The sequence below is a fragment of the Umezawaea endophytica genome (genome assembly GCF_025061645.1).
Taxonomy (GTDB): Bacteria; Actinomycetota; Actinomycetes; order Mycobacteriales; family Pseudonocardiaceae; genus Umezawaea; species Umezawaea endophytica.
Genome location: NZ_JANYMP010000050.1, coordinates 19,067 through 43,333 on the forward strand (window position 1 = coordinate 19,067; position 24,267 = coordinate 43,333).

General features: G+C 68.5%; 20 protein-coding genes and 1 tRNA gene. 7 read left to right on the forward strand and 14 right to left on the reverse strand.

Annotation, left to right across the window (positions count from 1 at the left end; all coding sequences use genetic code 11):
- Nucleotides 1–72: 72 nt before the first annotated feature.
- From NZH93_RS48000 to NZH93_RS48010, 3 genes are all read right to left on the reverse strand, one after another.
- Nucleotides 73–1,524 carry a HAMP domain-containing sensor histidine kinase gene (locus NZH93_RS48000; RefSeq protein WP_259630068.1) on the reverse strand — a complete coding sequence of 484 codons (1,452 nt, stop codon included), beginning with the start codon at nucleotides 1,522–1,524 and terminating at the stop codon, nucleotides 73–75.
- Nucleotides 1,521–2,204 carry a response regulator transcription factor gene (locus tag NZH93_RS48005; protein WP_308214313.1) on the reverse strand — a complete coding sequence of 228 codons (684 nt, stop codon included), beginning with the start codon at nucleotides 2,202–2,204 and terminating at the stop codon, nucleotides 1,521–1,523. Before NZH93_RS48005 ends, NZH93_RS48000 begins: the two co-directional genes overlap by 4 nt.
- Before the next feature lie 149 nt (nucleotides 2,205–2,353).
- Nucleotides 2,354–2,698 carry an EthD domain-containing protein gene (locus NZH93_RS48010; RefSeq protein WP_259630070.1) on the reverse strand — a complete coding sequence of 115 codons (345 nt, stop codon included), beginning with the start codon at nucleotides 2,696–2,698 and terminating at the stop codon, nucleotides 2,354–2,356.
- Nucleotides 2,699–2,835: 137 nt separating this feature from the next.
- Here NZH93_RS48010 and NZH93_RS48015 point away from each other — a divergent pair, with 137 nt between their 5' ends.
- Nucleotides 2,836–3,711 (forward strand): helix-turn-helix transcriptional regulator, encoded by an 876-nt coding sequence (locus tag NZH93_RS48015; protein ID WP_259630071.1) that lies wholly within the window; start codon nucleotides 2,836–2,838, stop codon nucleotides 3,709–3,711.
- Nucleotides 3,712–3,778: 67 nt separating this feature from the next.
- Here NZH93_RS48015 and NZH93_RS48020 read toward each other — a convergent pair whose 3' ends face one another.
- Nucleotides 3,779–4,789: a S66 peptidase family protein gene (locus tag NZH93_RS48020; RefSeq protein WP_259630072.1), complete on the reverse strand. Its 1,011-nt coding sequence runs from the start codon at nucleotides 4,787–4,789 to the stop codon at nucleotides 3,779–3,781.
- Between the two features lie 156 nt (nucleotides 4,790–4,945).
- Between NZH93_RS48020 and NZH93_RS48025 the strand changes: the two genes are divergently transcribed.
- Nucleotides 4,946–5,812, forward strand: coding sequence for a DUF72 domain-containing protein (locus NZH93_RS48025; protein ID WP_505011386.1), 867 nt, complete (start codon nucleotides 4,946–4,948; stop codon nucleotides 5,810–5,812).
- A gap of 51 nt (nucleotides 5,813–5,863) precedes the next feature.
- Here the strand turns inward: NZH93_RS48025 and NZH93_RS48030 are convergent, their stop codons facing one another.
- From NZH93_RS48030 to NZH93_RS48045, 4 genes are all read right to left on the reverse strand, one after another.
- The gene (locus NZH93_RS48030; protein WP_259630074.1) at nucleotides 5,864–6,688 is read right to left on the reverse strand and encodes an alpha/beta fold hydrolase; all 825 of its coding nucleotides are present in this window, start codon (nucleotides 6,686–6,688) and stop codon (nucleotides 5,864–5,866) included.
- Nucleotides 6,689–6,931: 243 nt separating this feature from the next.
- The gene (locus NZH93_RS48035; RefSeq protein ID WP_259630075.1) at nucleotides 6,932–7,171 is read right to left on the reverse strand and encodes an alpha/beta fold hydrolase; all 240 of its coding nucleotides are present in this window, start codon (nucleotides 7,169–7,171) and stop codon (nucleotides 6,932–6,934) included.
- 84 nt (nucleotides 7,172–7,255) lie between these two features.
- Nucleotides 7,256–7,477: a winged helix DNA-binding protein gene (locus tag NZH93_RS48040; protein WP_259630076.1), complete on the reverse strand. Its 222-nt coding sequence runs from the start codon at nucleotides 7,475–7,477 to the stop codon at nucleotides 7,256–7,258.
- Nucleotides 7,474–9,348 (reverse strand): restriction endonuclease, encoded by a 1,875-nt coding sequence (locus tag NZH93_RS48045; RefSeq protein WP_259630077.1) that lies wholly within the window; start codon nucleotides 9,346–9,348, stop codon nucleotides 7,474–7,476. Before NZH93_RS48045 ends, NZH93_RS48040 begins: the two co-directional genes overlap by 4 nt.
- A 527-nt stretch (nucleotides 9,349–9,875) precedes the next feature.
- Here NZH93_RS48045 and NZH93_RS48050 point away from each other — a divergent pair.
- Together NZH93_RS48050 and NZH93_RS48055 are read left to right on the forward strand one after the other, a co-directional pair.
- A complete protein-coding gene (locus NZH93_RS48050) occupies nucleotides 9,876–10,961 on the forward strand; it encodes a helix-turn-helix domain-containing protein (RefSeq protein ID WP_259630078.1) in 1,086 nt (361 codons plus the stop codon).
- Nucleotides 10,958–12,010, forward strand: coding sequence for a hypothetical protein (locus tag NZH93_RS48055; RefSeq protein ID WP_259630079.1), 1,053 nt, complete (start codon nucleotides 10,958–10,960; stop codon nucleotides 12,008–12,010). Before NZH93_RS48050 ends, NZH93_RS48055 begins: the two co-directional genes overlap by 4 nt.
- Here NZH93_RS48055 and NZH93_RS48060 read toward each other — a convergent pair.
- From NZH93_RS48060 to NZH93_RS48075, 4 genes are all read right to left on the reverse strand, one after another.
- Nucleotides 12,003–12,602 (reverse strand): hypothetical protein, encoded by a 600-nt coding sequence (locus tag NZH93_RS48060; protein ID WP_259630080.1) that lies wholly within the window; start codon nucleotides 12,600–12,602, stop codon nucleotides 12,003–12,005. The two genes, NZH93_RS48055 and NZH93_RS48060, sit on opposite strands and share 8 nt — an antisense overlap.
- Nucleotides 12,599–12,748: a hypothetical protein gene (locus NZH93_RS48065; protein ID WP_259630081.1), complete on the reverse strand. Its 150-nt coding sequence runs from the start codon at nucleotides 12,746–12,748 to the stop codon at nucleotides 12,599–12,601. The genes NZH93_RS48060 and NZH93_RS48065 overlap by 4 nt, the downstream gene beginning before the upstream one ends.
- Before the next feature lie 203 nt (nucleotides 12,749–12,951).
- Nucleotides 12,952–13,368 carry a hypothetical protein gene (locus tag NZH93_RS48070; protein WP_259630082.1) on the reverse strand — a complete coding sequence of 139 codons (417 nt, stop codon included), beginning with the start codon at nucleotides 13,366–13,368 and terminating at the stop codon, nucleotides 12,952–12,954.
- Nucleotides 13,369–13,532: 164 nt separating this feature from the next.
- A tRNA-Arg gene (locus tag NZH93_RS48075) sits at nucleotides 13,533–13,607 on the reverse strand.
- A gap of 65 nt (nucleotides 13,608–13,672) precedes the next feature.
- Here NZH93_RS48075 and NZH93_RS48080 point away from each other — a divergent pair.
- A complete protein-coding gene (locus tag NZH93_RS48080) occupies nucleotides 13,673–15,283 on the forward strand; it encodes an SDR family oxidoreductase (protein WP_259630083.1) in 1,611 nt (536 codons plus the stop codon).
- 44 nt (nucleotides 15,284–15,327) lie between these two features.
- Nucleotides 15,328–16,251: a cation diffusion facilitator family transporter gene (locus NZH93_RS48085; RefSeq protein WP_259630084.1), complete on the forward strand. Its 924-nt coding sequence runs from the start codon at nucleotides 15,328–15,330 to the stop codon at nucleotides 16,249–16,251.
- 56 nt (nucleotides 16,252–16,307) lie between these two features.
- On the opposite strand, the gene NZH93_RS48090 is transcribed toward NZH93_RS48085, so the two are convergent.
- Complete coding sequence (locus tag NZH93_RS48090) at nucleotides 16,308–20,591, reverse strand: GH92 family glycosyl hydrolase (protein WP_372507038.1); 4,284 nt, start codon at nucleotides 20,589–20,591, stop codon at nucleotides 16,308–16,310.
- Between the two features lie 190 nt (nucleotides 20,592–20,781).
- Here NZH93_RS48090 and NZH93_RS48095 point away from each other — a divergent pair, with 190 nt between their 5' ends.
- The gene (locus NZH93_RS48095; protein ID WP_259630086.1) at nucleotides 20,782–21,984 is read left to right on the forward strand and encodes an ROK family transcriptional regulator; all 1,203 of its coding nucleotides are present in this window, start codon (nucleotides 20,782–20,784) and stop codon (nucleotides 21,982–21,984) included.
- Nucleotides 21,985–22,195: 211 nt separating this feature from the next.
- Here the strand turns inward: NZH93_RS48095 and NZH93_RS48100 are convergent, their stop codons facing one another.
- On the reverse strand, nucleotides 22,196–24,154 hold the full coding sequence (locus NZH93_RS48100) for an acyl-CoA dehydrogenase family protein (RefSeq protein WP_259630087.1): 1,959 nt from the start codon (nucleotides 24,152–24,154) through the stop codon (nucleotides 22,196–22,198).
- Nucleotides 24,155–24,267: the final 113 nt, after the last annotated feature.

Genomic DNA, 24,267 nt, shown 5'->3' on the forward strand with positions numbered 1-24,267 from the left:
AGCTTGAACGAGATCCGGGACGGGGACCCAACCCCCGTCCCGGATCTTTTCATTGGCCCGACGGTCCTCTGGTCATGCGCCGTGCGGCCGGGGCGCGGTGTCGTCCTTGGCGGTGAGCCGCGCGATCGGGGCTACCGGAAGGTCGACCCGGAGCAGCGCGCCACCGCGTGAGGAGCGGCCGACGGCGGCCCGGCCACCGTGGGCGTCGACGACCCGCTGCACGATCGACAGCCCCAGACCGGATCCCGGCATCGCCCTGGCGCTGTCGGCGCGGTAGAACCGGTCGAACACCCGCGGTGCGTCGGCGGCGTCGATGCCCGGCCCGGCGTCGTCGACCTCGAGCACCGCCGACGTGCCCTGGACGCGGAGCCGGACCTGGACCGGCTGGCCCGCGGGGGACCACTTGCCCGCGTTGTCGATGAGGTTGAGCACCGCCCGTTGGAGAGCGGCGGGACGCCCGCTCACCCACACGGAGGTCACGTCGAGCGCGACCCGGAGTTCGGGCGCGCGGGAACGCGCCTGGGTCGCGGCGGCCACCACCACGTCGGCGAAGTCGAGCAGTTCGGTGTTCTCGTCGCTGACGTCACCGCGCGCCAGGTCGGTCAGCTCGGCGGCGAGGGTGCTCAACTCGGCTACCTGGGCGCCGAGGTCGTTGAGCAGCCGGGTCCGGCTCTCCGCGGGCAGCGCGCTGTCCATGGCACCTCGCCGGTCGAGCCGGATCAGCAACTCGATGTTGAGGCGCAGGCTGGTGAGCGGGGTCTTGAGCTCGTGGGCGGCGTCCTCGGCGAGCAGCCGCTGGGCCAACCGGGAGTCCCGGAGCGCGGCGAGCATGTCGTTGATCGACCGGGTCAGCCGCCGGATCTCCCCACCGCCCTCATCCGGGATGTCGGCGTCGAGATCACGGGTCTCCGCGACGCGGACCGCGGCGGCGGTCAGCCGGTCGATCGGTGCCAGCCCGGTCCGCGCCACGGCCCGCCCGACGAAGCCGCCGCTGACCACGCAGAGCAGCCCGATCAGCAGCATGCCGAACCCGAACTCGTTGATCGGGCTGTCGTCGGCGGCGCGAGCCACCTGGACCGCGCCGTCGCCCGCCCGCAGCGTGTAGACGAGGTAGCCGTCGTCGTCGCTGTCGCGCGACTCCATCAGGTCGGCCGACGCGCCCCGCACCACGAGCCCGGCTTGCTCGCTGACCGGGGGCAGCGCGGGTTGGCCGTCCGGCGTCCGCATCGAGCCGTCGGACAGGACGACCCGCATCAGCCTGCCGGATCCGGGGTACGGCGGTAGCTGGACCTGCGCCAGACCGGCGCGCTCCGCGTTCGCCGCCAGGACGCGGGAGTCGGAGCGCAACTGGTCCTCCGTGGCGCTCCTCAGCTCCACCTCCAGCAGTTCGCTGGCCACCTGGAAGGCCAGGAACACGCTCGCCGCGATGGCCGTCGCCGCGATCACCGTCAGCCTGGTCCGCAGGGACCGCAGGCGCCACCACCGGGCCAGCCTGCGCGGGCCCCGGACGGCGTGCCTGCTCACGGAGGAGTCTCCCGCAACGTGTACCCCAAGCCGCGCAGCGTGTAGATCAATCTCGGTTCACCCTCGGCCTCCATCTTGCGGCGCAGGTAGCTCACGTACACCTGGAGGTTGTTGGCGGTGACGCTCATGTCGAAGCCCCAGATCGCCTCGAACAGCGCGGCTCGGGTCAACACGCGGGTCGCGTTGCTCACGAGGACCTCCAGCAGCGAGAACTCGGTCCGGGTCAGGCGGAGCGGCCGCCCGCCCCGCCACGCCTCGAACCTGTCGGGATCGACCCGGACGTCGGCGAACGTCAGGACCTGCGACTCGTCGTCTTCCGGCACCCGGCGGCGCAGCAGGGCCCGGACCCTGGCCAGCAGCTCCTCGATGGCGAACGGCTTGGGCAGGTAGTCGTCGGCGCCCGCGTCCAACCCAGCGACCCGGTCGGAGACCTGGTCACGGGCGGTCAGCATCAACACCGGCAGATCCCGCCCAGCCGCCCGCAACCGCCGGCAGGTCTCCAACCCGCCGAGGCGGGGCATCGTGACGTCCAGGATCAGCAGATCCGGCGCGTCACCACCGACCCCGTCGAGCACGGCGAGACCGTTGGCGACGCTGCTGGTGTCGTAACCCTCCACCTGGAGCACCCGCTCCAGCGACTCACGGATGGCCGCCTCGTCATCCGCGATCATGATCCGCACTCCCGCTCCCTCCGGTCGGCACTTTGCCGCTCATCGTCCCCGACCAACCTGAGGGCAGGGTTAAAGCGGATTTTGTCCGAATAACGTCCGGGCAGGTCGGATGCGATCAGTGACACACGGGCGGCGGCTTCGACGGGGCCGGAGGCTCATCAGCCCCGATCGATCACGACGTCCTCCTCGCAGACCATCTGCTGGACCGATGTGAGGTCGATGAAGTTCTCGTGGTCCGGGTCGACGAGCTTCAGGAAGTTGTCGCTGGAGAAGAGGGCTTCGAGGTCGGCCGTGGTGTCGAACCACGCCTCGACGATCGAGTCGAACTCCGAACCGGGATACCGGGGCGTCGGCACCGGGTAGGACACGACGAACCGGCGGAGGTGCCGCTCCACCTCCGGGATCGACATCAGCAGCGGCCGGTGCTTGTTCTTCTGGTAGTCGACGAACTCGTCGTGGGTCATGTGCTTGGCGCGCTTGAGCGCGAGAATCATCTTGATCATGGTTTGGGTCCTCCGCGGGATCGGTGCTGTCGCACGTGGTCGACTTTGCCGGGCTCTCCCGCAGGTGCCCAGAGTCCCTCGATGCTGTGGTCGGACCACCAGGCTGGACCTGGTCGGTTCGTGGGATGGTGATCGGCATGGCGAACGTGCGATCGCGCGAACTCGGCGCCTACCTGCGCGCGCGGCGCGACCGCCTCTCGCCGGAGGACGTGGGCCTGCCCGGCGGTGGCGGCAGGCGACGGGTCAAAGGACTGCGCCGGGAGGAGGTGGCGGTTCTGGCGAACGTCGGTTGCACCTGGTACACGTGGCTGGAGCAGGGGCGCGATGTCCAGCCGAGCCTCGAGGTCCTCCTCGGCATCGCCGACGCCCTGCGGCTGTCGAGGGACGAGCGACGTCATCTGCTGCTGCTCGGCGGGCATCCCGGCACCGAACGGGTACCCGCCTACGAGAGGGTCGACGGCCTGGTGCAGGGGCTGCTGGACCAGCTCGCTCCGTGTCCGGCGGTCGTGTTGACACCCTGGTTCGGGTCAGTGGCCTACAACGCGCCGTTCCGGTTCATGATCGACGACCTCGAGTCGATACCCGAGACGGACCGCAACTGCGCGTACCTGAACTTCACCCACCCCGACTGGATCGCCGGGCATGCCGACCACGAGCAGGAGTGCGCCGCGATCGTGGCCGCACTCCGTGCGGGCCAAGGCGAGTCGGTGACCGATCCCGCCTGGAAACCTCTGCTGGCTCGGCTCCGGGCCGATTCACCGCTGTTCGCGCGCCTCTGGGGTCAGGCGGACGTGGTCACCGACTCCCAGAAGGCCAAGCGCGTCCTGTCCCGGCACGTCGGCAGGCTGGCTCTGCGCCCGATCACGATGCTGCTCCAGGAGAACCCGCACATCCGGGTGGTCGTCTACCAGCCCGACGACCACATCACCCGTGAGCGGCTGGAAGAACTCACCCGGCGGATCACCGCCGGTCACATCGACGGGCCGGCAAAGGTGCGACGCCTGCGCCGATGAGGAAGCGCGGTTCGCGGACGGTCGAGGAACCCAGGTGCCTGCTTCGCGATGGTGTGTTCCGTGTTGCTCAAGACCGGTCCCGTTGTCGTACCGCGGGTTCGAGCAGCGCCAGTGTCCGCTGCCCCGCGTCGAGTGCGACGCGGATGCCGACCGGCATCGGCAGGTTCGGGCCCGCGTGGCCGAACTCGACGTTGCCCAGGACCGGGATGTCGCGGTCGCCGAGGACGTCGAGGACGATCTCGGCGAGGCTCGGGGACGCGTCGGGCGTCTCGAGTCCGTCGATCGCGTGGGGAACGCCCACGACCATCCCGGAGATCCGATCGAGGATGCCGCAGTGCCGCAACACGTGCAGGTAGCTCCACACGTAGGCCGCCAGGCCGCCCATCTCCTCCCAGAACAGCACCGCGCCGTCGAACCGTTCGAGCGGGAGCGCGTAGGGCGTTGCCTGTGCCAGCACGATGCGGTTGATCACGCCGCCGAGCAGCGGGCCTTCGGCACGGCCCGCGCGCCAGCACTCCCACGACGGGCTGGCGGGCAGCGCGCCGATCGCCTCGGTGTCGGTCAGCAGCCTGGAGTAGAGCTCCTCGAGTTCCGCTCGACGTGCTGCGGGCGCGGTTTGCCAGTGCCCGCCGAGTCCGGGAGTGGCCAGGTCGGCGTGGAACCCGACCAGGCCCGTGCGCGCGTGGAGCACCAGGTGCAGCAGCGAGATGTCGCTGTAGCCGAGGATCGGCTTGGGGTCGGCGGCGACGGCGTCGAAGTCGATCAGGTCCAGGTAGCCGAGCACCGTCTGGCCGCCGTCGTGCGCGATGATCGCGCGCACCTCGGGGTCGCGCAGCAGGGAGTTGAACTCCTGGGCGATCTCCGCAGGCGTGGCAGCGCTCCACCAGCGGTGCCACCCCGCCTCGAGCAGCGGTGCCCGACGCACACGGAAACCCATCCGCTCCAGCACGAGTACGGCTTGTTCGAGGTCGGGTTCGTAGGCGGCGTGTAGCGGCCCGGACAGTGATGCGATGACGACGAGGTCCCCCGGCGTGAGTGCGCGAGGTCGAAGCAGCTCTGGTCCTGCGGAACCGGTCATCGGCGCAGTGTTCCCGGCACCTGCGACCGTGCGCGACGCATTTGCCGATCGACCGACCGGCAGCCGCGGATGTCGATGCGCGCGGTCGGCGGCAAGGGGGACGGTCGGCTACCTTCGTTCCGCCGAACTGGCGACAAACCGTTTCACTCACGAGCGATGGGAGCTGACGGAGTGGCACGTCTTCATGTCGGTTGCGCGATGTGGACCCACAAGGCGTGGCCTGGGCGGTTCCTGCCGCGGCCGCTGCCTGCCAGGGAGGGTCTGCGGGCTTATGCCGGTTGGTGCAACGCGGTCGAGGGCAACACCACCTTCTACGCGACTCCCACCCGGAACACCGTCGCGACCTGGGCGCAGCAGACCGGCCCCGGCTTCCGGTTCGTGGTCAAGTTGCCCAAGGTCGTCACGCACGAGCGCCGGTTCGCCGGGGTCGAGGCCGAGATGCGGGCGTTCCTGGACGCGATCGAACCCCTCGGCGAGCGGGCTGTCCTGTGGACCCAGTTGCCCGGCACGTTCGGTCCTGCGGACGTCGACGCACTCGGCCGTTTCCTGCGCAGGCTCCCCGTCGACCGCCGGCGCGCCGTGGAGGTGCGCCACCCCGGTTTCTTCACCGACGCGGGCTCGGCGTCGCTGCTGGAGAGGGCACTCGCCGACGCGGATGCCGAGTGGGTGCCGTTCGACACCACGGTCTTCTTCCGGAACCCGCCGACCAGCGAGGCCGAGCAGGACGCCTGGGTCAAGAAACCGCGGCTGCCGCGGCGGATGCGGGCGCTGACCGACCAGCCGATCGTCCGCTACCTGGGCCGGGATTCGGTCGAGGAGACGGTCGAAGGGTGGCGGCCGTGGACCGCAGTCGTCGCCGACTGGCTGCGCGAGGGCCGGTCGCCGACGGTTTTCCTGCACACCCCCGACAACGACGACGCGCCTGCGCTCGCCCGCCGGTTCCACGACGACGTGCGAGAGCTGGTGCCCGACCTGGACGCACTGCCCGAGCCTGAGCCGGTTGAGCCCGCGACACTGTTCTGAGTGGTGGCACGATCGCGAGTTGTCCGGGCACGGGCGACGAATCCGGACCGATCAGCGCGTGCGGTCAAGATCGCCGATGAACTCCGTCAGCAGGTCGGCGAACACCTGCGGCGCCTCCTGGTGCGGAGCGTGGCCCGCCCCGTGGATCACCTGGACTTCCTTGCGCCACAACGTGGGGATGGTCAGCTTCCGCAGGTAGTCGTGGCTGACCAGTTGCTCGTCGGCGCCGTGCAGGACGGCCAGCGGCTGACGGAGCGCCGAGACGATCGCGATCTCGTCCGCGAACCGGCCCGCACCGGCGCTGGCCCCCAGCCCGGTGCGAGCCGCGCCGTCGGTGGCCAGGATGTCGGAGACGAACTCGCTGATGTCGAGCGGCGAACCGGGCGCGGTGAAGCTCTCAGCGGCCAGCCTCGCCTCGGACTCGCCGACCTGCGCGCTGAAGAGGGCGGCCATCGCCGGGTGCGGCAGGAAAGCCTCGCCCATCTGCGCGGGTGATGCGACCGGTGGCGCGCCGAAGATGACGAAGCCGCGCGCGTCCGGCAGTTCGGGCGCGGCCTCCAGCACGATCTGCCCGCCCAGGCTCCAGCCGACGATGACCGCGTCCGCCGCGCCGAGTTCCCGCACGACGCCGGTGAGCACGGCGGCGTAGCCCGGCAGCGAGTAGCCGGCCTGGTCCCTCGCCGGTTCGGACTGACCGTGTCCGGGCAGGTCCAGCGCGACGCAGCGGAACCTCCTGCCGAAATCACCGCGCATCACCGGGAGCCAGGTCCTGGCCGAAGACGAGTTGCCGTGGACGAGGATGACCACTGGGTCGGCCTGCCCACTCCGCTCGGCCGAACTCTCCAGGCAGGTGATCAGTTGTCCATCGATCTTCAAGCTCGCCTGCTTCACCCGACGCCTTTCGATTTCGCTCGCCCAGGCCGTGGGCAGGGGTTGAGGTCTCTGTTTCCTGCGAGGCCTTGAAACTAGAGAGGGGCGATAAAGGCGGCAAGTGCGTTGCGCTCAACCATCGAATTACCAGCACGCAATGGCGCGCAGGCGCTCACCGTTCACGAGGGCTCCTGGTGCCGTCTCCCGGTGATCTCGCGGTCGTAGCGCGTCAGCCAGTCCCAGGACGGGTCATCCGACGACACTCATCCCACGGCCGCGACGATCGGGGACGTACACCGTGAAGTCGTCGGCCAGCAGCGAGGCGAGGTCCGCGACATCCTGTGCGGCGTTCATGCCGCCGTGGATCAGCACCAGCCCTGGACCGGTGCCGTAGCGGCGAAACCCGATCGTGGTGCCGTCGGCCGAGGTGACGGTGTCGACACCGAACGGTCGTCGGACCACCACCGGCTCCTTGCGCCGCAGCCTCATGGTCCCTCTTCACGCTGGAGGAACGCGGCCTCGTAACGGCGCAGCAGGTGGTGCAGTTGATCGACCTCGGTGTGGTCGAGGTGATCAGCGGTGCGGTCCTGCACCGCTGTGCTGTTGCAACCCGCCGACCGTGCGATGCATGGCCTGGGGAGTGACCGCGGCGAGGCGCGGCATCGTCGTGAGCGGGTACCTGTCGACGAACAGCAACACGTTGGCCTGGGCCAGCGTGACCCCCATCGGTTCCAGCGCACCCTCAAGCGCGGTGGTGAGGGCGTGGTCGGCGCGCTTGAGTTGTACGAGGTTCAAGGACGCACGAGCGAGGCGGAAGCGGTGCGCCGCAACCTCTGAAAACGACGCAGGTCCAGCACCGTCCAGGTGAGGAAAGCCAGGAACGGCACGGTGAAGACGAGCAGTCCGGCAATCGTCTGACCGACGCCGGGCCACCTGCCGGTCGCCGCGATGATGATCGCCGCGATCTCGAACAGGCCCAGCGCGGACGTCACCAGCCACAGGACGACGCGGCCGAACCACTTCGAGGTGGTCGCCGCCTGTCCTTTGAGCGTTGACGTGCGCAGCTCGGTCAGGGTCAACGCGCCGCGCAATACGGCGCGCTTGCCGACCGGCTCGCGCAACCACTGCTGGCGGAACTGCGCGTCGTACGGCACGGCCTGCCGTCGAACCGCGCTGTGCCAGGCCTCGCGCATACCGTTGCCGAATCCGGCGACGTAGGCAGGCGACGGAGCGAAGTGCGCTTCCGCGGTGCGGTCGGGCGCGGCGAGTGAGCCGAGTTTGCGCGCCACCTGCGGCAGCCACGGCAGGAGTTCGGTGCCCGCGGGTGCCTCGCGGGTGACGAGCTGCCGCCAGGTCTCTCGGAAAGGTTCCAGCCACCGCGAGATGTCGAAGTGCACCGTGGCGGCTGTGTCCAGTGCGAACAACGGGAGATCGCCCGCGAACACCTGGCCGTCGCGATACCCCTGCTGTTCCTCGATCGCGCGCGAGTCCTGGGGTGCGGCCGGCGCCGGCAGCGGCATCACGAGTTGTGCCACCGGCACGGGGACTGCTTCCGTCGGGCGTGGCGCAGGAACCTGTTTCACCTCCTGCAGCCACGCCTTGGTGGCGGTGACGCGCACGACCGTGATCCGGTCGCCGCTGTCCCGCACCGCGAGGTACAGGGACTTCGCCTTGTTCCCTGCAGCCACGCTGGCGATCACACCATCGACGTGCGCAAGGTTCATGCTGCGCCCCGTGTCGAGGTCCGCGACGCGCAGCGTGGTGTCGTCGACGTGGACGACTTCGTTGGGGGACAGCGCGACCGGTGCGGTCGCGGCGAGGTCGGTTGGATGGACGGGTCGGAGCTGCCCGTTGCGGTAGAGGCCGGTGCCAACCCCGCGTTGCACGAGGATCGCGTCGTCCTGCTCGACGGCACGCCCGTGGTAGCCGCGCACAGGCACTGCCCAGGACACCGCTCGGCTGGTGAGATCGACCTTCAGCACGCCGTCGTCGGTAGTGAGCAGCATCGAGTCCGCGCCGATCAGGGTGAGGCCCGCAGTCCGCGACCGGACGCCGCCGAGCACGACCTCGGTGCGCACGTGGTCGGCCAGGGGAGCGCAGACCGAGACAGCGGCAGGCGGGAAGCTCAGCTGTGGCACGGGGACGTCGTTGCGCAGCAGGGTACCGAGCGGGGTGTACGCCTGACCCTGGTACGACGCGACGTCGGTGAGGAGGTTGATCATCTCCGTCGGTGGCACGAGGCCGAACAGCATCGCCTCCCAGTGCTCCTGGTCGAGCAGCAGCACGTCCAGCTGGCGGCCTTTGTCGATCCCGGTGAGTGCGCCGGGGGTGTAGCCGGGCATGGAGAGAAACACGCCTGTCACGTTCCGCATGCGCTGGTCCAAGCGGCGCTGGAGCTTGGCGATGGGGTCGATCGGGGTCCGCTTGTCCACCCACTTGGCCTCCAGGATGAATCGCTGGTTGCCGACGCCGAAGGTCACGTCGATCTCACCGGCGTCGCCCTGCTGGTCCGGCTTGGCGGTGAGCCCGAAGCAGGTGAACAGGTCGGCGATCAGGCCGTTGAACTGCTGGCCCCGCCGTTGGGGTGTCAGGTGTGGGCGGTCGCGGAGCTCGAGGTACGCATCAATCACTTCGCGCCATTTGTCCGGGTCCCGCAGCACTCCCATGCACATCTCATCGCTACGTACGGTTGCATCTGTTACCGCAGGGGGGCAACCGCGGATCGCACCCGGCTCATCGCCCTGCTGCTCGCGATCAGCTCCCGCAGGAAGATCTTCTTGTTCGGGCGCGACACGAGGACGCGGTTCACCGGGCTCGTCAGACGTCACCTCTGCCGAGACGCTTCGTGTCAGGCTGGGAATTGGCTCGGCGGCTGGTCAGGGTCGTTCGCGCTTAGGAAAGCCGTCTGCCCGGCTAGGGAGAGCTCGCGCACCCGTCCCGAACGGACGTCGTGAACGCGGCGGCCAGAGGTGCAGAGCTGAGCCGTCGCGGATGCGCGCTCGCGTGGTCGCCCATGCGACAGCGCCCGTCTGCCTGCCTGATGTCGAAGCCAATACGCAGGTCAAGCTGCCGGACGAACTCTCAGGTCAGGGCACACTCGACGGCTGAGGAATCACCTGCGAATCGATGAGGAATGAGAAATGGCTAGTTTGGTACACTTCCTGGAGACGTACGTCTCAGTGGAGGTGATGCGGTGGCTGACGCGGGTGCGTCTGGGCAGATGGTCGCCCTGGCTCGCGAGGCCAAGGGGTGGACGCAGCAGGACCTGGCGAAGAAGTCGGGCATGGCTCAGGGGTCGGTCTCGAAGATCGAACGCGGGCACATGTCGCTGGACGAGGAGGGCCTGGAACGCGTGGCAAGCGCGTTGGAGGTCCCACAAACCTTGTTGTGCATGGGTGAAGCTCCGCTCGCGCTGGAAGCGACGTGCCTTCACCATCGTCGGCGGGCCAGTCGGATGGCCGTGGTGACGGCGAAGAAGATCGAGGGCCTCACTCAGCTTGTCGGGATGTCCGCGCAGCGGCTCATGGAGGAGCCGGAGAGCGGGCTGGTGCTGCCGCTGCACAGGCAGCCGCTCGGGCCGGACGTGGCGCCGCAGGACATCGCGGCCAAGTTGCGGGCCGACTGGGGGATGTCTCCTGGACCGGTGAGCAACATGACCGAATTGCTGGAACGAGCCGGCGTCACGGTCATCGTCCGGCAGTTGGGCTCGGACGCGCAGGACGCGGTCAGCGGATGGCCGCCGGGAGGGAACCCCATCGTCCTGGTGAACATGGGCTTGCCGCCGGACCGGTTCCGGTTCACCTTGGCGCACGAGCTCGGGCATCTCCTCATGCACGAGCTGCCCGATGACGAGCAGGAGAGCCAGGCAAACGCGTTCGCGGCGGAGTTCTTGCTGCCGGCGGACCTGATCCAGATCGAACTCGACGGTCTCACGGTGCGGCAGTTCGGCCGGCTCGCGGAGCTGAAGGCGCGGTGGAAGGTGTCGATCGCGGCCCTGATCCAGCGCGCCGCGCAGTTGGAGTGCATCAGTCCCACGCAGTTCAAGTCGTTTCGGATAAGGCTCAACCAGTACGGCTGGAACCGCAGAGAGCCCGGCGACCTCGTGCCCGAGGCGCCCATGAGGTTGCGCACCGCCATCGACCGGCACCTGCAAGCCGGCCGCACAGAAGAGGAACTCGCTGAGATCGCGCTGATGCTGCCGGAGCAGTTCAGGCGCCACTACCTCGAACCGACAGCATCGCCGCTGCCCGCGGCCACGAGCACGAACGAGGAACCATGACCGCGACTGACCTGCGCCAGGCCCTGCTTGTGCACACCGATGCCAACCGCGCCGAACTGGCCCTGGAACTCGCAGACCGCGACGGCGGAGGCCTTGTCCTACACGGCAAGGGCAAGGCGCTCATGGCGGCACGCCACCTCAAGTACGCCAAGAAGTTTCAGCGGGGCCTCATCGTTGAAGCCGACGCGTACACCGGCAAGCACCGTAAGCTCGCTGCGGACGCATTCGACGCCAACTGGATCAGCCAGCAACGCCGACTGGGACTCTCCGTGGTCCTGCCGGACGGCGGTTACGTCGCTGAGGGCGACGAGAGCGGCCTGTACAGCATCCTCGCGCGCGTCAAGGCCGACGGTCAGCCTGATCTCGTGGCACCTCTGGCCCTGCACAAGAGCTGGCTCGATGCCAAGGCCGGGCTTCCGACGCTTCTCCGTCACGTCATCGATGCGGGCGTGCCCGTCGCCTTGACCATCGAGCACCCCAAGGATCCGTACGCGACCAGGAGCCTGCTGCAGGGCCTCGTCGAGGTGCTGCAACTCGAAGTCAAGGTCTACCTGTTGCGGTGCGACGTGGCTGCGGTCGGGGCGCTGTGCTTCGGCGCCGAGGCAGCGGCCGTTGGCACCAGGACTGGGTTGCGTCACCTCTTCCCGCGAAAGGAGAACGGTGGTGGCGGCGCGATGCCATCGGTCGCGGCCCTCGTTCGCGGCATGCTGTCCTACATCAGCCTCGACAAGATCGAGCCGGAGATTCAGCAAAACCCCGACAACGACCTGTGGAAGTGCGGCTGTGTGGTCTGCGGCGGGCAGAGCCTCAGCTGGATCAAGTCCGCGCCCAAGCCTGAGGACGCGGCCTACTTGCACTCCGTGGAAGTCCTGTACCAGATCCGTGCCGAGCTCTTCGACAACCTCGCCACCTCGGCGGAGCGACGTCTTGCCTGGATCGGGCTGTGCGACTCGGCGATCTTCCAGCACGAGGGCACCGCAGCGGACTGGAACCCGCAACGCGTGCTCGGCAACTGGGCATCGCTCCGTGGCGCCCAGCCGATCAGCTAGACGCGTCGGCGTGCGCTGGGATCTTCCCGGTCTTCAGTGCGCATTCGTACACGACTTCCTCGAACCACCGTGAGATGTCCGTTGGTCGCGCGGTCGGTACCGGTCCCACCCTGCCTGGGCTCGCCATCGTCATGGCGCCATCGCGTTGAGCCCAGACCACTCCTACGCCGCGGTACTGGGCGTGGAGCAGGCAATTCTGGGGCGGCTTGCGTGCGCTTTCCGTGATCAGCGCCGTCGAACCAAAACCGCCGTACTTGGCCGCGAGCTTGACGCTCCGTTGCCAACGGGTACCGGTAGCCAGTACTCCGACGACGCGCATCGCAGCGGCGGGCCTGGTGTCGGCGTGTTCCGGCCAGGACCACATTGCGATCGTGGTCCGGTCGGTCACCGGTGGCCACCCGGACCGCACTCGATCGGCGTGCACTTCATCGTCGAGTTCTGCCACGACCGTGATCACGTCACCGAACGCCTGCACTCGCGGAAGTACGATTCCACGCCACCCGAGAGTGTGAGCGGCAGCTGCGAGATGAGCGTCGTGCCAGCTCTCGGCAGGCATGGGCACAGGCAGCGGCTGCTGGTCCGCGGTGATCACGATGTTGATTCCCCTTGCGCGGCGATACCGCCGTCGCGGTAGCGCTGTTCGACCATTCGACCGGGCACGATACGCACCTCCGGTTCGTCGTTGGCAGCAGCCTCGAAGTAGACGCTGTGTTGAGGTGTGAGGTCAAGCATCGTCACGCGCCGCACGCGTGTGGACAGGCCACAGCCAATCCGCAGTCTCGCTGGGTGCTCCGCCGACTTCTCATGATCCAACAGTACGGTGGATCACCCGGTCCACAACCTGAGCCACTCGGCTGTCGTGGAACGTTTCGAGGTCGACCTGCAACTGCTGGCAAGACGCAAGGTATGTCTCAAATGGACATTAACGTGCTTACCGGCTATCAGTGGGTCGGCCACTGTCCAGAATGGACGATGAGCGTAAGTTGGAAGTGGGCCTCGAGGATGCCGAGGACCTCATCGCAGATCTGAAACAGGCATTGAACGACGCAGTGATCACGGCAGCACAAGAGTTGTGCGTAGCAGTCTTCGAGTGTCTCGGGTGTCAGGTCTCGGATGAGGACGTGGCCGATCATGGGCACGATGTGGGTGGAGTCGAGTTCGAAGTATCGCTCTCGGGTCGTCTCGCTCAAAGCCAACAGCAGGATGTGCCGGGTGGTCAGCTCCGCGACGGTTGTGCCGCCCTGCCCATGATTGCTGCGGCAGGTGGCGAGTAAGTGTTGGCGGACATCCTCGACCTCGAGGATCGCGTCAGGGCCGTTCGGCACAGTCTCGGTGATGTAGCGCGGGCGCCTGGTCACCGGGTTGATGCCCGCGTAGACGCGGACGCGCCAGGAGCCGCTGGGAAGTTGCTCGACGTTGCCGCGTGCTGGCCTGGGCTGGGTGCGTCGGCTGGTGGACGCGATGATGCCACAGGCTGAGTTCCAAAAAAGAAGACCTGCAGCGCATCGCCGCAGGTCAGAAGTGGTGCCCCCGGCAGGATTCGAACCTGCGCTCCCGCCTCCGGAGGGCGGTGCTCTATCCCCTGAGCTACGGGGGCCGTAGCTGTTGGAATGATCCTAGCGCACTGTCGGCGCAGGTTTTCACCCCCTACCCTCGGGTGGCATGGTGGTGGGGTGTGAGCGGGCGGTTGTGGCTGGTGACCTGCGGATTCGGGTGGTGGAGGAGGGGGAACCTGGGGCGCCGGTCGTGGTGTTGGTGCACGGGTTCCCGGATACCTCGGCCGTCTGGGACGGGGTTGTGGCGGGGTTGGTGGGGCGGTTTCGGGTTGTTCGGTACGACACGCGTGGGGCGGGGGGATCGGGGCGGCCGGAGGGCCTGAGTGGGTATCGGGTTGAGCGGTTGGCTGAGGACCTGGCGGCTGTGGTGAAGGTCGTGGCGCCTGGGCGGAAGGTGCACCTGGTCGGGCATGACTGGGGGTCTACGCAGAGTTGGGTGGCTGTTGAGCGGTATCCGGAGTTGTTCGCGTCGTTCACGTCGATCTCCGGGCCGTCGTTGGGGCACGTGAGCGACTGGGTGCGGCGGAATCGGCGGCACCCGGTGAAGGTGTTCAACCTGCTGAAGCACTCCTGGTACATCGCGGGGTTCCGGGTGCCGGTGGTGCCGGAGCTGGTGTGGCGGTCGAAGAAGGTGCGGGCGGCGTTGAACGCGCGGCACCGGGAGCTGGTCAACGGGTTGGGGCTGTACCGGGCGAACGTGGGCAGTGCGCCCGCGCCGCGGCGGGTGGACGTGCCGGTGATGCAGATCGCGTTGCGGCGGGACCCGTTCGTGAAGGTCGGGCACCTCCAGGCGGCTGAGCCGTGGGTGGAAAACCTGACACGGCGGTCGTTGCACGCGTCGCACTGGGCACCCCGGACGCACCCCGCGGCGGTGGCGCGGATGGTGGCCGAGTTCGTCGACGGCACGCCCGCCAGGCGGGAGCTGGTGGTGATCACCGGAGCCGGCAGCGGGATCGGGCGGGCCACGGCGTTGGCGTTCGCGGTGGACGGGGCGGAGGTGGTGGCGCTCGACGTGGACGGCGCGGCGGCCGCGAGGACGGCGCGGGAGGTGCGGGGGCACGCGTACGAGGTGGACGTGGCCGACGGTGCGGCGCTGCGCGCGGTGGCCGAGCGGGTCCGGGTCGAGCACGGGGTGCCGGACGTGGTGATGGCCAACGCCGGGGTGGTGGTGGCCGGGGCGTTCCTGGACACGTCCGAGGCGGACTGGCGGCGCGTGGTGGACGTGAACCTTTGGGGCGTCGTGCACACGGTGCGGGCGTTCCTGCCGCAGCTCGTCGAACGGGGTGAGGGCGGGCACGTCGTCGTGACGGCGTCGATGGCCAGCTACTTCCCGTCGAAGGCGCTGCCCGCGTACTCGGCGACGAAGGCGGCCGTGCTGATGCTGGCGGAGTGCCTGGCCGAGGAGGTGAAGCCGAACGGGATCGGGGTCAGCGCGATCTGCCCCGGCGTGGTGCACACCGACATCACCCGCAGCGCCACGTTCGCGGGCGCGGACGCGGCCACCGAACAGGTGAAACGCGACGCCGTGACCAGGACTTACCAGTTGCGGGGTTACGGGCCGGAGCGTGTCGCGACCGCTGTCGTCCGCGCTGTTCGGCAGAATCGCCTCCTGGTGCCGGTGACGCCGGAGTCGTGGCTGGCGCTGCTCGGCAGCCGGGTGTCGCCGAGGGCCGTCCGGATCCTGGGACGGTTGGCGGGGCCTACCTGGCGTCAGTAGTCGGTCACATTGCACACATGCGCATGTCGCTATATGTTGCTCGCATGGGTCACGGGCATGGGCACGGTGTGTCTCCTGCCGAGGCGGCGAGCGCTTCGGGCAGGCACATCGGGAAGCTGTGGATCGCGTTCGGCATCGGTGCGGTCTTCATGGTGGTGGAGTTCGCCGTCGGGTGGGCGACGTCGTCGCTGGCGCTGATCTCCGACGCCGCGCACATGCTGACCGACGTGCTCGGGGTGGGCATGGCGCTGGCCGCGATCATGATCGCCCGCCGCTCGACGACGGGCCGCAACCAGACGTTCGGCATGTACCGCGCGGAGGTCCTCGCGGCGCTGGCGAACGCGGTGCTGCTGTTCGGCGTCGCGGGCTACGTGGTCTACGAAGCCGTCGGCCGCTTCGGGAACCCGCCGTCGGTGCCAGGCCTGCCGGTGATCCTCGCCGCGCTGCTCGGACTGCTGGCCAACGTCGTCTCGTTCTTCCTGCTGCGCGGCGGCGCGAAGGAGAGCATCAACGTCCGGGGCGCGTACCTGGAGGTGCTCGCCGACCTGATCGGCTCGGTCGGCGTGCTGCTGAGCGGCCTGGTCACGCTCGTGTTCGGCTGGCGCTACGCCGACCCGGTCATGGGTGTCGCGATCGGCGTGTGGGTGCTGCCGCGGACGTGGAAGCTGGCCCGCCACGCGCTGCACATCCTGTTCCAGCACGCCCCCGAGGGCCTGGACGTCGCCGCCGTGCAGGCCGACCTCGCGCAGCTCCCCGGCGTGACCGAGGCGCACGACCTGCACGTGTGGACGTTGACCTCCGGCATGGAGGTGGCGTCGGCGCACCTGAGCATCGCGCACGACGCCGTCCCGGCCGAGGTGCTGCGCGCCGCGCAGGCGCTGCTGGCCGAGCGGTACCACATCGAGCACGCCACGCTCCAGGTCGAACCCGGTGACTCGGCTCAGCGCTGTCGCGAGATGTCCTGGTGAAGAAAGCAGAAGGGGAGCTCCCCGACGTGGGAGGCTCCCCTGCTAGCTAGAAACCCTTACAGGCCCGCGAGTTGCCCCGCCTTCGGCCCTTGAACGGTGTTCGCCAGCCCGTTGTTCACCGGGTCCGGGATGTTCCCGCTGCCGGTCATGGGCCCGCCGATGTTGTTGGCCGCCAGCACCACCGGCGCCCTGTTGTTCACGACGCTCACCGGCCCGCCGACCTTGGTGTTCTCGACGTTCACCGCGCCGGTCGCGCCGGTCACGCTGACCGGCCCGCCGACCTCGGAGTCCACGAGCACCACGGTGCCCGCGCCGTTGGCCGAGATCGGCCCGTTCACTTTGCCGCCGAACACGTACAGCGACGCGCCCGCGTTGACGGTGACCGGCCCGCTGATCGTCGCGCCGTCCACCAGCGTCACGCCGGAGGTCACCTGCAACGGCCCGTTGACCTGCTCGGTGATCGTCCTGGTGGCCGTCACCGGGGGCTTGGCCAGCAGTTCGAACTCAGCCAGCGTCGCGCCGCCGGGGATCTCCAGCCGGTAGTACCGGTAGAAGCCCGGCTTGGCGATCTTGAACGCGCGGGTGTACTGGCGCCAGGTGAACTTCTGGTCCTTGCGCTCGTCGGCCGTGGTCCACGTCTTGCCGTCCAGCGACCCCTTGAGGACCCAGTTCTTCGGGTCCGCCGTGGTCTTCGACGACGTCAGCGTGTAGAACTCGGCCCTCTCCTTGGTGTTCGGCAGGTCGACCTGGAGCGCGTCGACCGCGGCCTGGGTCTGCGAGGTGTCGTCCACCAGCGCGGCCGGACCGGTGAACTTGCCCGTGAGGGTGATGTCCCGCAACGGCTTCGCGACCTCGGTGCCCTTGGTGAGCGACGGCGGCACGGAGTCCGCGCCGGTCGCCCACTTCGACGGGTTGGGGCCCATGTCGAAGTCCAGGGTCGCCCCCGCCGCGAGCACGTCGTGGTTCAGGTACGTCTTGTCGGACACCTTGCCGTTGATCTTGAGGTTCTGCACGTAGATGTTCTTCGCGCTGTTCTTCGGCGCGTTCACCACGAGCTTCTTGCCGTTCTCCAGCTTCAGCGTCGCCTTGGTGAACAGCGGCGAGCCGACCGCGTACGTCGCGCTGCCCATCTGCGCCGGGTAGAAGCCGAGCGCGCTGAACAGGAACCACGCCGACTGCTCGCCGTTGTCCTCGTCGCCCGCGTAGCCCTGGCCGATCTCGCTGCCCAGGTAGAGCCGCCTGGTGATCTCGCGGACCTTCTCCTGCGTCTTCCACGGCTGGCCGGTGAAGTCGTACATGTAGCTGATGTGGTGCGAGATCTGGTTGCTGTGGCCGAGCTGCCCCATCCGGACGTCCCGCGCCTCGGTCATCTCGTGGATGATGCCGCCGTAGGAACCGGGGAACTTGGCCGTTTCCGGCGTGGAGAAGAACTCGTCGAGCTTCTTGGCCAGGCCGTCACGCCCGCCGTACAGGTTCGCCAGCCCCTGGCCGTCCTGCGGGATCGAGAACGTCTGGTTCCACGCGTTCGTCTCGGTGTAGTCGTAGCCCCACTCCTGCGGGTTGAAGTCCGCGGCGGGCACCCGGCGCGTGCCGTCGGGGTTGCGGCCCTGGAAGAAGCCCGTGGCCGGGTCGAACATGTTGACGTAGTTCAGCGCGCGGTTGGTGAAGTACTCGTAGTTCTCCAGGAACTCCTTCTTGCGCGGGTCGTTCGCGGCCGCCTTGTCGTACAGCGCCTTCGACATGTTCGCGATGCCGAAGTCGTTGAGGTAGCCCTCGATCGCCCAGGACATGCCTTCCCTGGTCGTCGTGGGGGTGTAGCCCTTGAAGACGGCCACGTCCTGGCCGTGGCGGCCGACGTCGTCGTTCGGCGGCGTGACGCTGGCGTTCTTCACCGCCGCGTCGTAGGTCGACAGCGCGTCCAGGTTGGTGACGCCCTTGACGTAGGCGTCCGTGAACGCGACGTCGGAACTGGTGCCCGTCATCAGGTTCGCGTAACCGGGGGAGGACCACCGCGACACCCAGCCGCCGTCGCGGTACTGCTGCACGAAGCCGTCCGCCATCTCACCGGCCTGCGAGGGCGTGAAGAGGGTGTAGGCGGGCCACGTCGTGCGGTAGGTGTCCCAGAACCCGTTGTTGACGTAGATCTTGCCGTCGACGACCTTGGCGCCGGTCTGCGTCGGCGTGCTCGGACCCGTGCTCGGGCTCACCGGGCTCGCGTACTTGTAGACCGGGGCGGCGGCCGAACCGGTGTTCTCGAAGCCCGAGTTCGGGTAGAGGTACAGCCGGTACAGGCTGGAGTACAGCGTGGTCAACTGGTCCTCGGACGCGCCCTCGACCTCGATGATGCCGAGCTGCTTGTCCCACGCCTGCTGCGCGCGCTGCTTCACGGAGTCGAACGTGTCCTGCGGGGAGATCTCCATCGCCAGGTTCTTCTTCGCCTGGTCGACGCTCAGCAGCGACGTCGCGATCTTCAGCGTCACGGTCTTCTGCGCGCTGGTGTCGAACTGGAAGTAGCCCGCCACGTTGTCGCGGCCCTGGCCGGTCAGCTTGCCGCTGGACTTCACCGGCTGGTCGACCGTGCCGTAGACGAACATCCGGGTCGCGCCGAAGGACAGGCCGACGTCCGAGTAACCCGACACCACACCGGTCGCGGCGTCCAGCGTCAGGCCGCCGCTGTTGTTCACGTTGTCGAACACCAGGTTCGAGCTGTTCTCGGTGAAGTCGAACTTGAACACGGCCGCGTGGTCGGTGGGCGCGATCTCGGTGCGCATGCCGTTCTCGAACTTCACGCTGTAGGTGTGCGCGCGGTCCGACTCGTTCTCGTGCTTGAACGGCAGGGCCCGGACCGCCCGGTCCGCGGTGGGCGTCCCGGTCGACGGCATCACCTGGAACGTCTGGCGGTCGCGCATCCACGGGCTGGGCTCGTGGCTCGCGGTGAACGCCTGGATCGTCGGCAGGTTGTCGGCGTTGTTGAACTTGGCGTAGTCGTAGAACCAGCTCGTGGAGCCCGCGTTGGTCATCGGGGTCCAGAAGTTGAAGCCGTGCGGCACCGCGGTGGCGGGGAAGTTGTTGCCGCGCGAGAAGCTACCGCTGGAGTTCGTGCCGCGGGTGGTGCGGACGTAGTCCGTCGGCCGCTGGTAGTCCGGAGTGGACGGTGCCGACTTGATGACGATGTCGTCGAACCAGCCGTCGAAGTTGGCCGGTCCCTTGGGGTTGTCGTACGCCACCAGGATCCGCTTGACGGTCTTGCCCTCGGCGACCGCGCCGATCACCGACGCCAGCCGGTTCCACTGGTTGGTGTACAACGCCTTCGACGCGCCCTGGCCCTTCGGCGACAGCTCGAACCCGTGCTGGTCGCGCGCCCCGAGGTCGCTCAGGTACGTGCCGTCGGAGAAAGCGAGGTCCACCGCGGCGAACGTGCTCGGGTAGTTCAGGTCGTCCGTCATGAAGCTCGGGAAGATCATGTAGGACAGCTCGGTCGTCCGCGTGACGGGCACGTCGACGTCGAACACCTTGTTGTACGAGTAGCCGCGGGCCTCGGCGAAGTGCGTGCCCTGGTAGCGCAGCGCCTTCAGGCCGGTGTAGCCGACGAACGCCTTGGCGTTGTAGCCGCCGGTGGCGCCCTTGCTGAGCACCGTGCGCATGTTCTCCGGGGCGGGGGTGGCCGAGCCGTCCGAGAACTGCACCTCGGCGAGCTGGATCAGGTTCACGCCGCCCGCGTTCGCGGTGATGTCGAGCTTGTAGTACGTGTACGCCGTGGTGTTCGCCGTGTCGTACGGCTTGGTCTGGTGCCGCTCCGGGAAGACCTCGTCGGTGCGGGTGTCGATCGTCGTCCAGGTCTGGCCGTCGGCCGAACCCTGGAGCGTCCAGTTCTTCGGGTCGCGCACCGCCGCGTCGTTCGCGGACGACAGCGCGTACCGCTTGACCGTCGTCGGTTCCGAGAACTGGAACTGCGCCCAACCGGTGCTGGTGAACGTCAACCACTTCGAGTTGATGTTCCCGTCGACGAGGTTCTCCTTCACCTCGGCGCCCTCGGTGTTCTCCGAGTTGGCCCGCACGTCGACGACCTTGTCCGTCACGTTGCCGGGGATGCTCACCGAGTCCGTGCCGTTGACGCCCGACGCCTTGGGGTTGCCCTGGGCATCGGTCTCCACCGTGCTCGCCCACTTGGGCTGCGGTTGTCCCTCCTCGAAGGAGGATGCGAAGAGGTCTGCGCTCACAGTTGGATCTTCCGGTGCGGCTGATACGGGCGACCAGCTTCCCACGCTACCCATGACCACTGCTGTGACAGTGACGCCGACCAGTGCCAAACGGGTTCTTTTCCCCCGCATGTGCCCCATTGCGCACGCCTTCCGGTTGACTCGATGCTCGACCCGCGCGACAGCACAACCGGTCCCTGACATCGTTGTCAAGATTGATGGTCCAAATTGTCCGCTGACCTGTCTGCCCGCTGCTCCAACTGCCTGAACGGGCGTGGGTGTGGCGTCGCCGTCGTCGAGCTGTTCCGGAACTAGAATCCCGCCCAATGCCATGACGGAGGAAGAGTTGAACGTGCGGAAAGCGCCCCAGGTCGGCACACCCGCGGGGATGCGGGCGCTCAACCAGCGCGCGGTGCTCGATCGACTCCGCCTCGACGGGCCGTCGACGAGGCCCCGGATCGCCAAGGAGACCGGGCTCTCCAAGCCCACCGTCGGCCAGGCGCTGCTGGACCTGGAGCGCCACGGCCTGGTGAGACCCGTGGGCAGGACGACGGCCGGGCCGGGCCGGTCGGCCGTGGTCTACGAGCCGAACCCGGCCGCCGCGCACGTGCTCGGCGTGGACATAGGCAGGCAGCGCATCCGGGCCGCCGTGTCGGACCTCGCCGGGTCGGTCATCGCGCGGGTCGACGAGCGCAACCGGTGCCGGTCGGCGGACGCGCTCGTGCGCAAGGTGCGGGAGCTGGCCGTCCGCACGGTGAACGACGCGGGCCTGGAGCTGGACGACGTGATCACGAAGGTCGTCGGCAGCCCCGGTGTGCCGGACACCAGGGGCCGCGGGATGCACCACGCGCCGAACCTGCCGGGCTGGGAGCGCCAGGGCCTCCTGGACGAGCTGGAGGCCGTGCTCGGCCCCGGCCTGGTGGTCGAGAACGACGCGAACCTCGCCGCGGTCGGCGAGCGGGAGTACGGCGTCGCCAAGGGCGTCGGGGTCTTCGTCACGGTCACCGTCGGCACCGGGATCGGCATGGGCATCGTGATCGACGGCAGGCTGTTCCGCGGCGCCCACGGGGCGGCGGGCGAGGTCGGCTACCTGCCCTACCCGGAATCCAAGGAGGACCCGCACGTGCGGGGCCAGTTCGAGGGCGCGGCGGCGGCGCACTCGGTCGTGGACCGGGCGAAGGCCATCGGGCTGACGCAGGTGCGCAGCGCGCGGGACGTGTTCGTGCTGGCGAAGTCCGGTGACTCGCGCGCGCTGGAGGTCGTGCACGACGAGGCTGAGCGGCTGGCGTACCTCGTGGCGTCGGTGAGCGCGGTGCTGGACCCGGAGCTGGTCGTGCTCAGCGGGGGTGTCGGCACCAACATCGAACTGCTCCAGGAGCCGATGGAACTGGCGCTGCGCCGCACGACCCCGCTCGTGCCGCGGATCGTCGCGGGGGAGCTGGGGGACGGTGCCGTGCTCAGCGGAGCGCTCGCCGTCGGCCTCACGGCGGCTCGCGATCTGGTCTTCGACCAGCGCGAAGCGATCACTCTCTGAGGTTAAACAAGTTGGCGCCACCTTGGGATTCACCCGATTGTTCTAGGCACATCACCCCAAATGTGGCTTAGCGTTACCGGCACCTCCTCCTGGAGGGTGGAAGTTGATTCCGTTGCACCGGGGAGTCGTGAGGAGATGCGGGGGACGTAGCTCCTCACGACCGCACGGGACAGGCGCCGCGCCTTGACCAACCGCCTGTCCCGTGTAACGGTCACCCGCCCGGCGTCGTCCGGTGCACGTCGGCCGACCTCGACTCGTGGTGCCCCGAGTCCGCGATCCACGCCCCTGGGGTGGACGGGTCCAGCACCCCGTCCTCCAGCCAGGAGAACTCGCCCGCCATGACCTTCTTCGTCAGCACCACGTCGGAGTCGTCGGTGTTGGTCCACAACCGGTCGAACAGCTCGTCCACGCGGACCCGCGCCTGCCGGGCGAACGCGTCCGCCAGTTCCGCCGCGTTGCCGCCGTCCGCCTTGGCCCGCACGCACGTCGCGCTGATCGCGAACAGCTCGGCCCCGATGTCCACGACCCGGCCGAGGAAGCGCTGCTTGCGCTCCATCTTCCCCTGCCAGCGGGACATCGCGTAGAACGTGTGCCGCGCCAGCTTGCGGCTCGACCGCTCGACGAACCGCAGGTGTGTCGCGAGTGGACCGAACTCGGCGAACGATCCGGGCACCTGGCCCTTGCCGACGACCAGCGTCGGCAACCACTTGGCGTAGAAGCCGCCTGCTTTCGCCGCCGCCTTGGCCTTGCGGCCCCGGTCCGCGTCCGGGTCGATGATGTCGCCCGCCACGGAGAGGTGGGCGTCGACCGCCTCCCTCGCGATGATCAGGTGCATGATCTCGGTGGAACCCTCGAAGATGCGGTTGATCCGCAGGTCCCGCAGGGCCTGTTCGGCGGGGATGCCCTTCTCGCCGCGCGCGGCCAGGGATTCGGCGGTCTCGTAGCCCCGGCCGCCGCGGATCTGCACCAGTTCGTCCGCCGCCAGCCAGGCCATCTCCGAGCCGTACAGCTTCGCCAGCGCGGCTTCGATGCGGATGTCGTTGGCGCCCGCGTCGGCCAGTTCGCTGCTGAGGTCGACCACGGCTTCCAGCGCGTACGCGGTGGCGGCGATGAAGGCGACCTTGCCGCCCACCGCCTCGTGCTTGCCCACCGGGAGGCCCCACTGGACCCGTTCCGTCGCCCACTCGCGGGCGATCTTGACGGACCACTTGGCCGCGCCCGCGCAGATGGCGGGTAGGGAGAGGCGGCCGGTGTTCAGGGTCGTCAGGGCGATCTTGAGGCCCGCGCCCTCCTTGCCGATTCGGTTCTCGGCCGGGACTCGGACCTGGTGGAACCGGGTGACGCCGTTCTCCAGGCCGCGCAGGCCCATGAAGGCGTTGCGGTTCTCCACGGTGATGCCGGGGGAGTCGGCTTCCACGACGAACGCGGTGATGCCCTTGTCGGGTACGGCGGCCATGACGACCAGGAGTTCTGCCACCACGCCGTTGGTGGTCCAGAGCTTGACGCCGTTCAGGAGGTAGGCGTCGCCGGTTTCCGTTGGGGTGGCTGTGGTTCCGAGGCGGGCTGGGTCGCTGCCCACGTCGGGTTCGGTGAGGAGGAAGGCGCTGATGGCGCCCGCGGCGCAGCGGGGGAGGAAGGTTTGTTTTTGGGCTTCGGTGCCGAAGAGAGCGAGGGGTTGGGGGACACCGATGGATTGGTGTGCCGAGAGGAGGGCGCCTATGGCTGGGGAGGCGGAGCCGGCGAGCATGAGGGCTTTGTTGTAGTAGACCTGGGAAAGGCCCAGGCCGCCGTACTCGGGTTTGATCTTCATGCCGAACGCGCCTATGCGCTTGAGGCCTGAGTAGACCTCGTCCGGGATGCGGGCTTCGCGTTCGATCCGGGTGGGGTCGAGGTGGGTTTCGCAGAAGTCCTTGAGGAGCTTGAGGAAGTCTTCGCCTGATCGTCTGCCATCGGGGGTGCCGGTGGGGTGGGGGTGGATCAGGTCCAGGCGGAAGTGGCCCAGGAAGAGTTCCTTGCCGAAGCTGGGGCGGCGCCAGGTGGATTCGCGGGCCTGTTCGGCTACGTGGCGGGCTGCTTGTTCGGTGATGGGGTGGTTGGGGGGTTCGTTGGGGGTGGGGTGGTTGGAGGGGGGCTGGTCGGGGGTGGGGTGTTCGGGGTCCACTGCGGTCATTGCTGACCTCCTAGGAGCCGAAGGTGAACTCCTGACGGTACTACCGGTGGGTAGGTGCGTCCGATCAGCCGATCGAGGGGGGTGGGGGCGCGAGTGGGTGAAGGGCGGTTGCG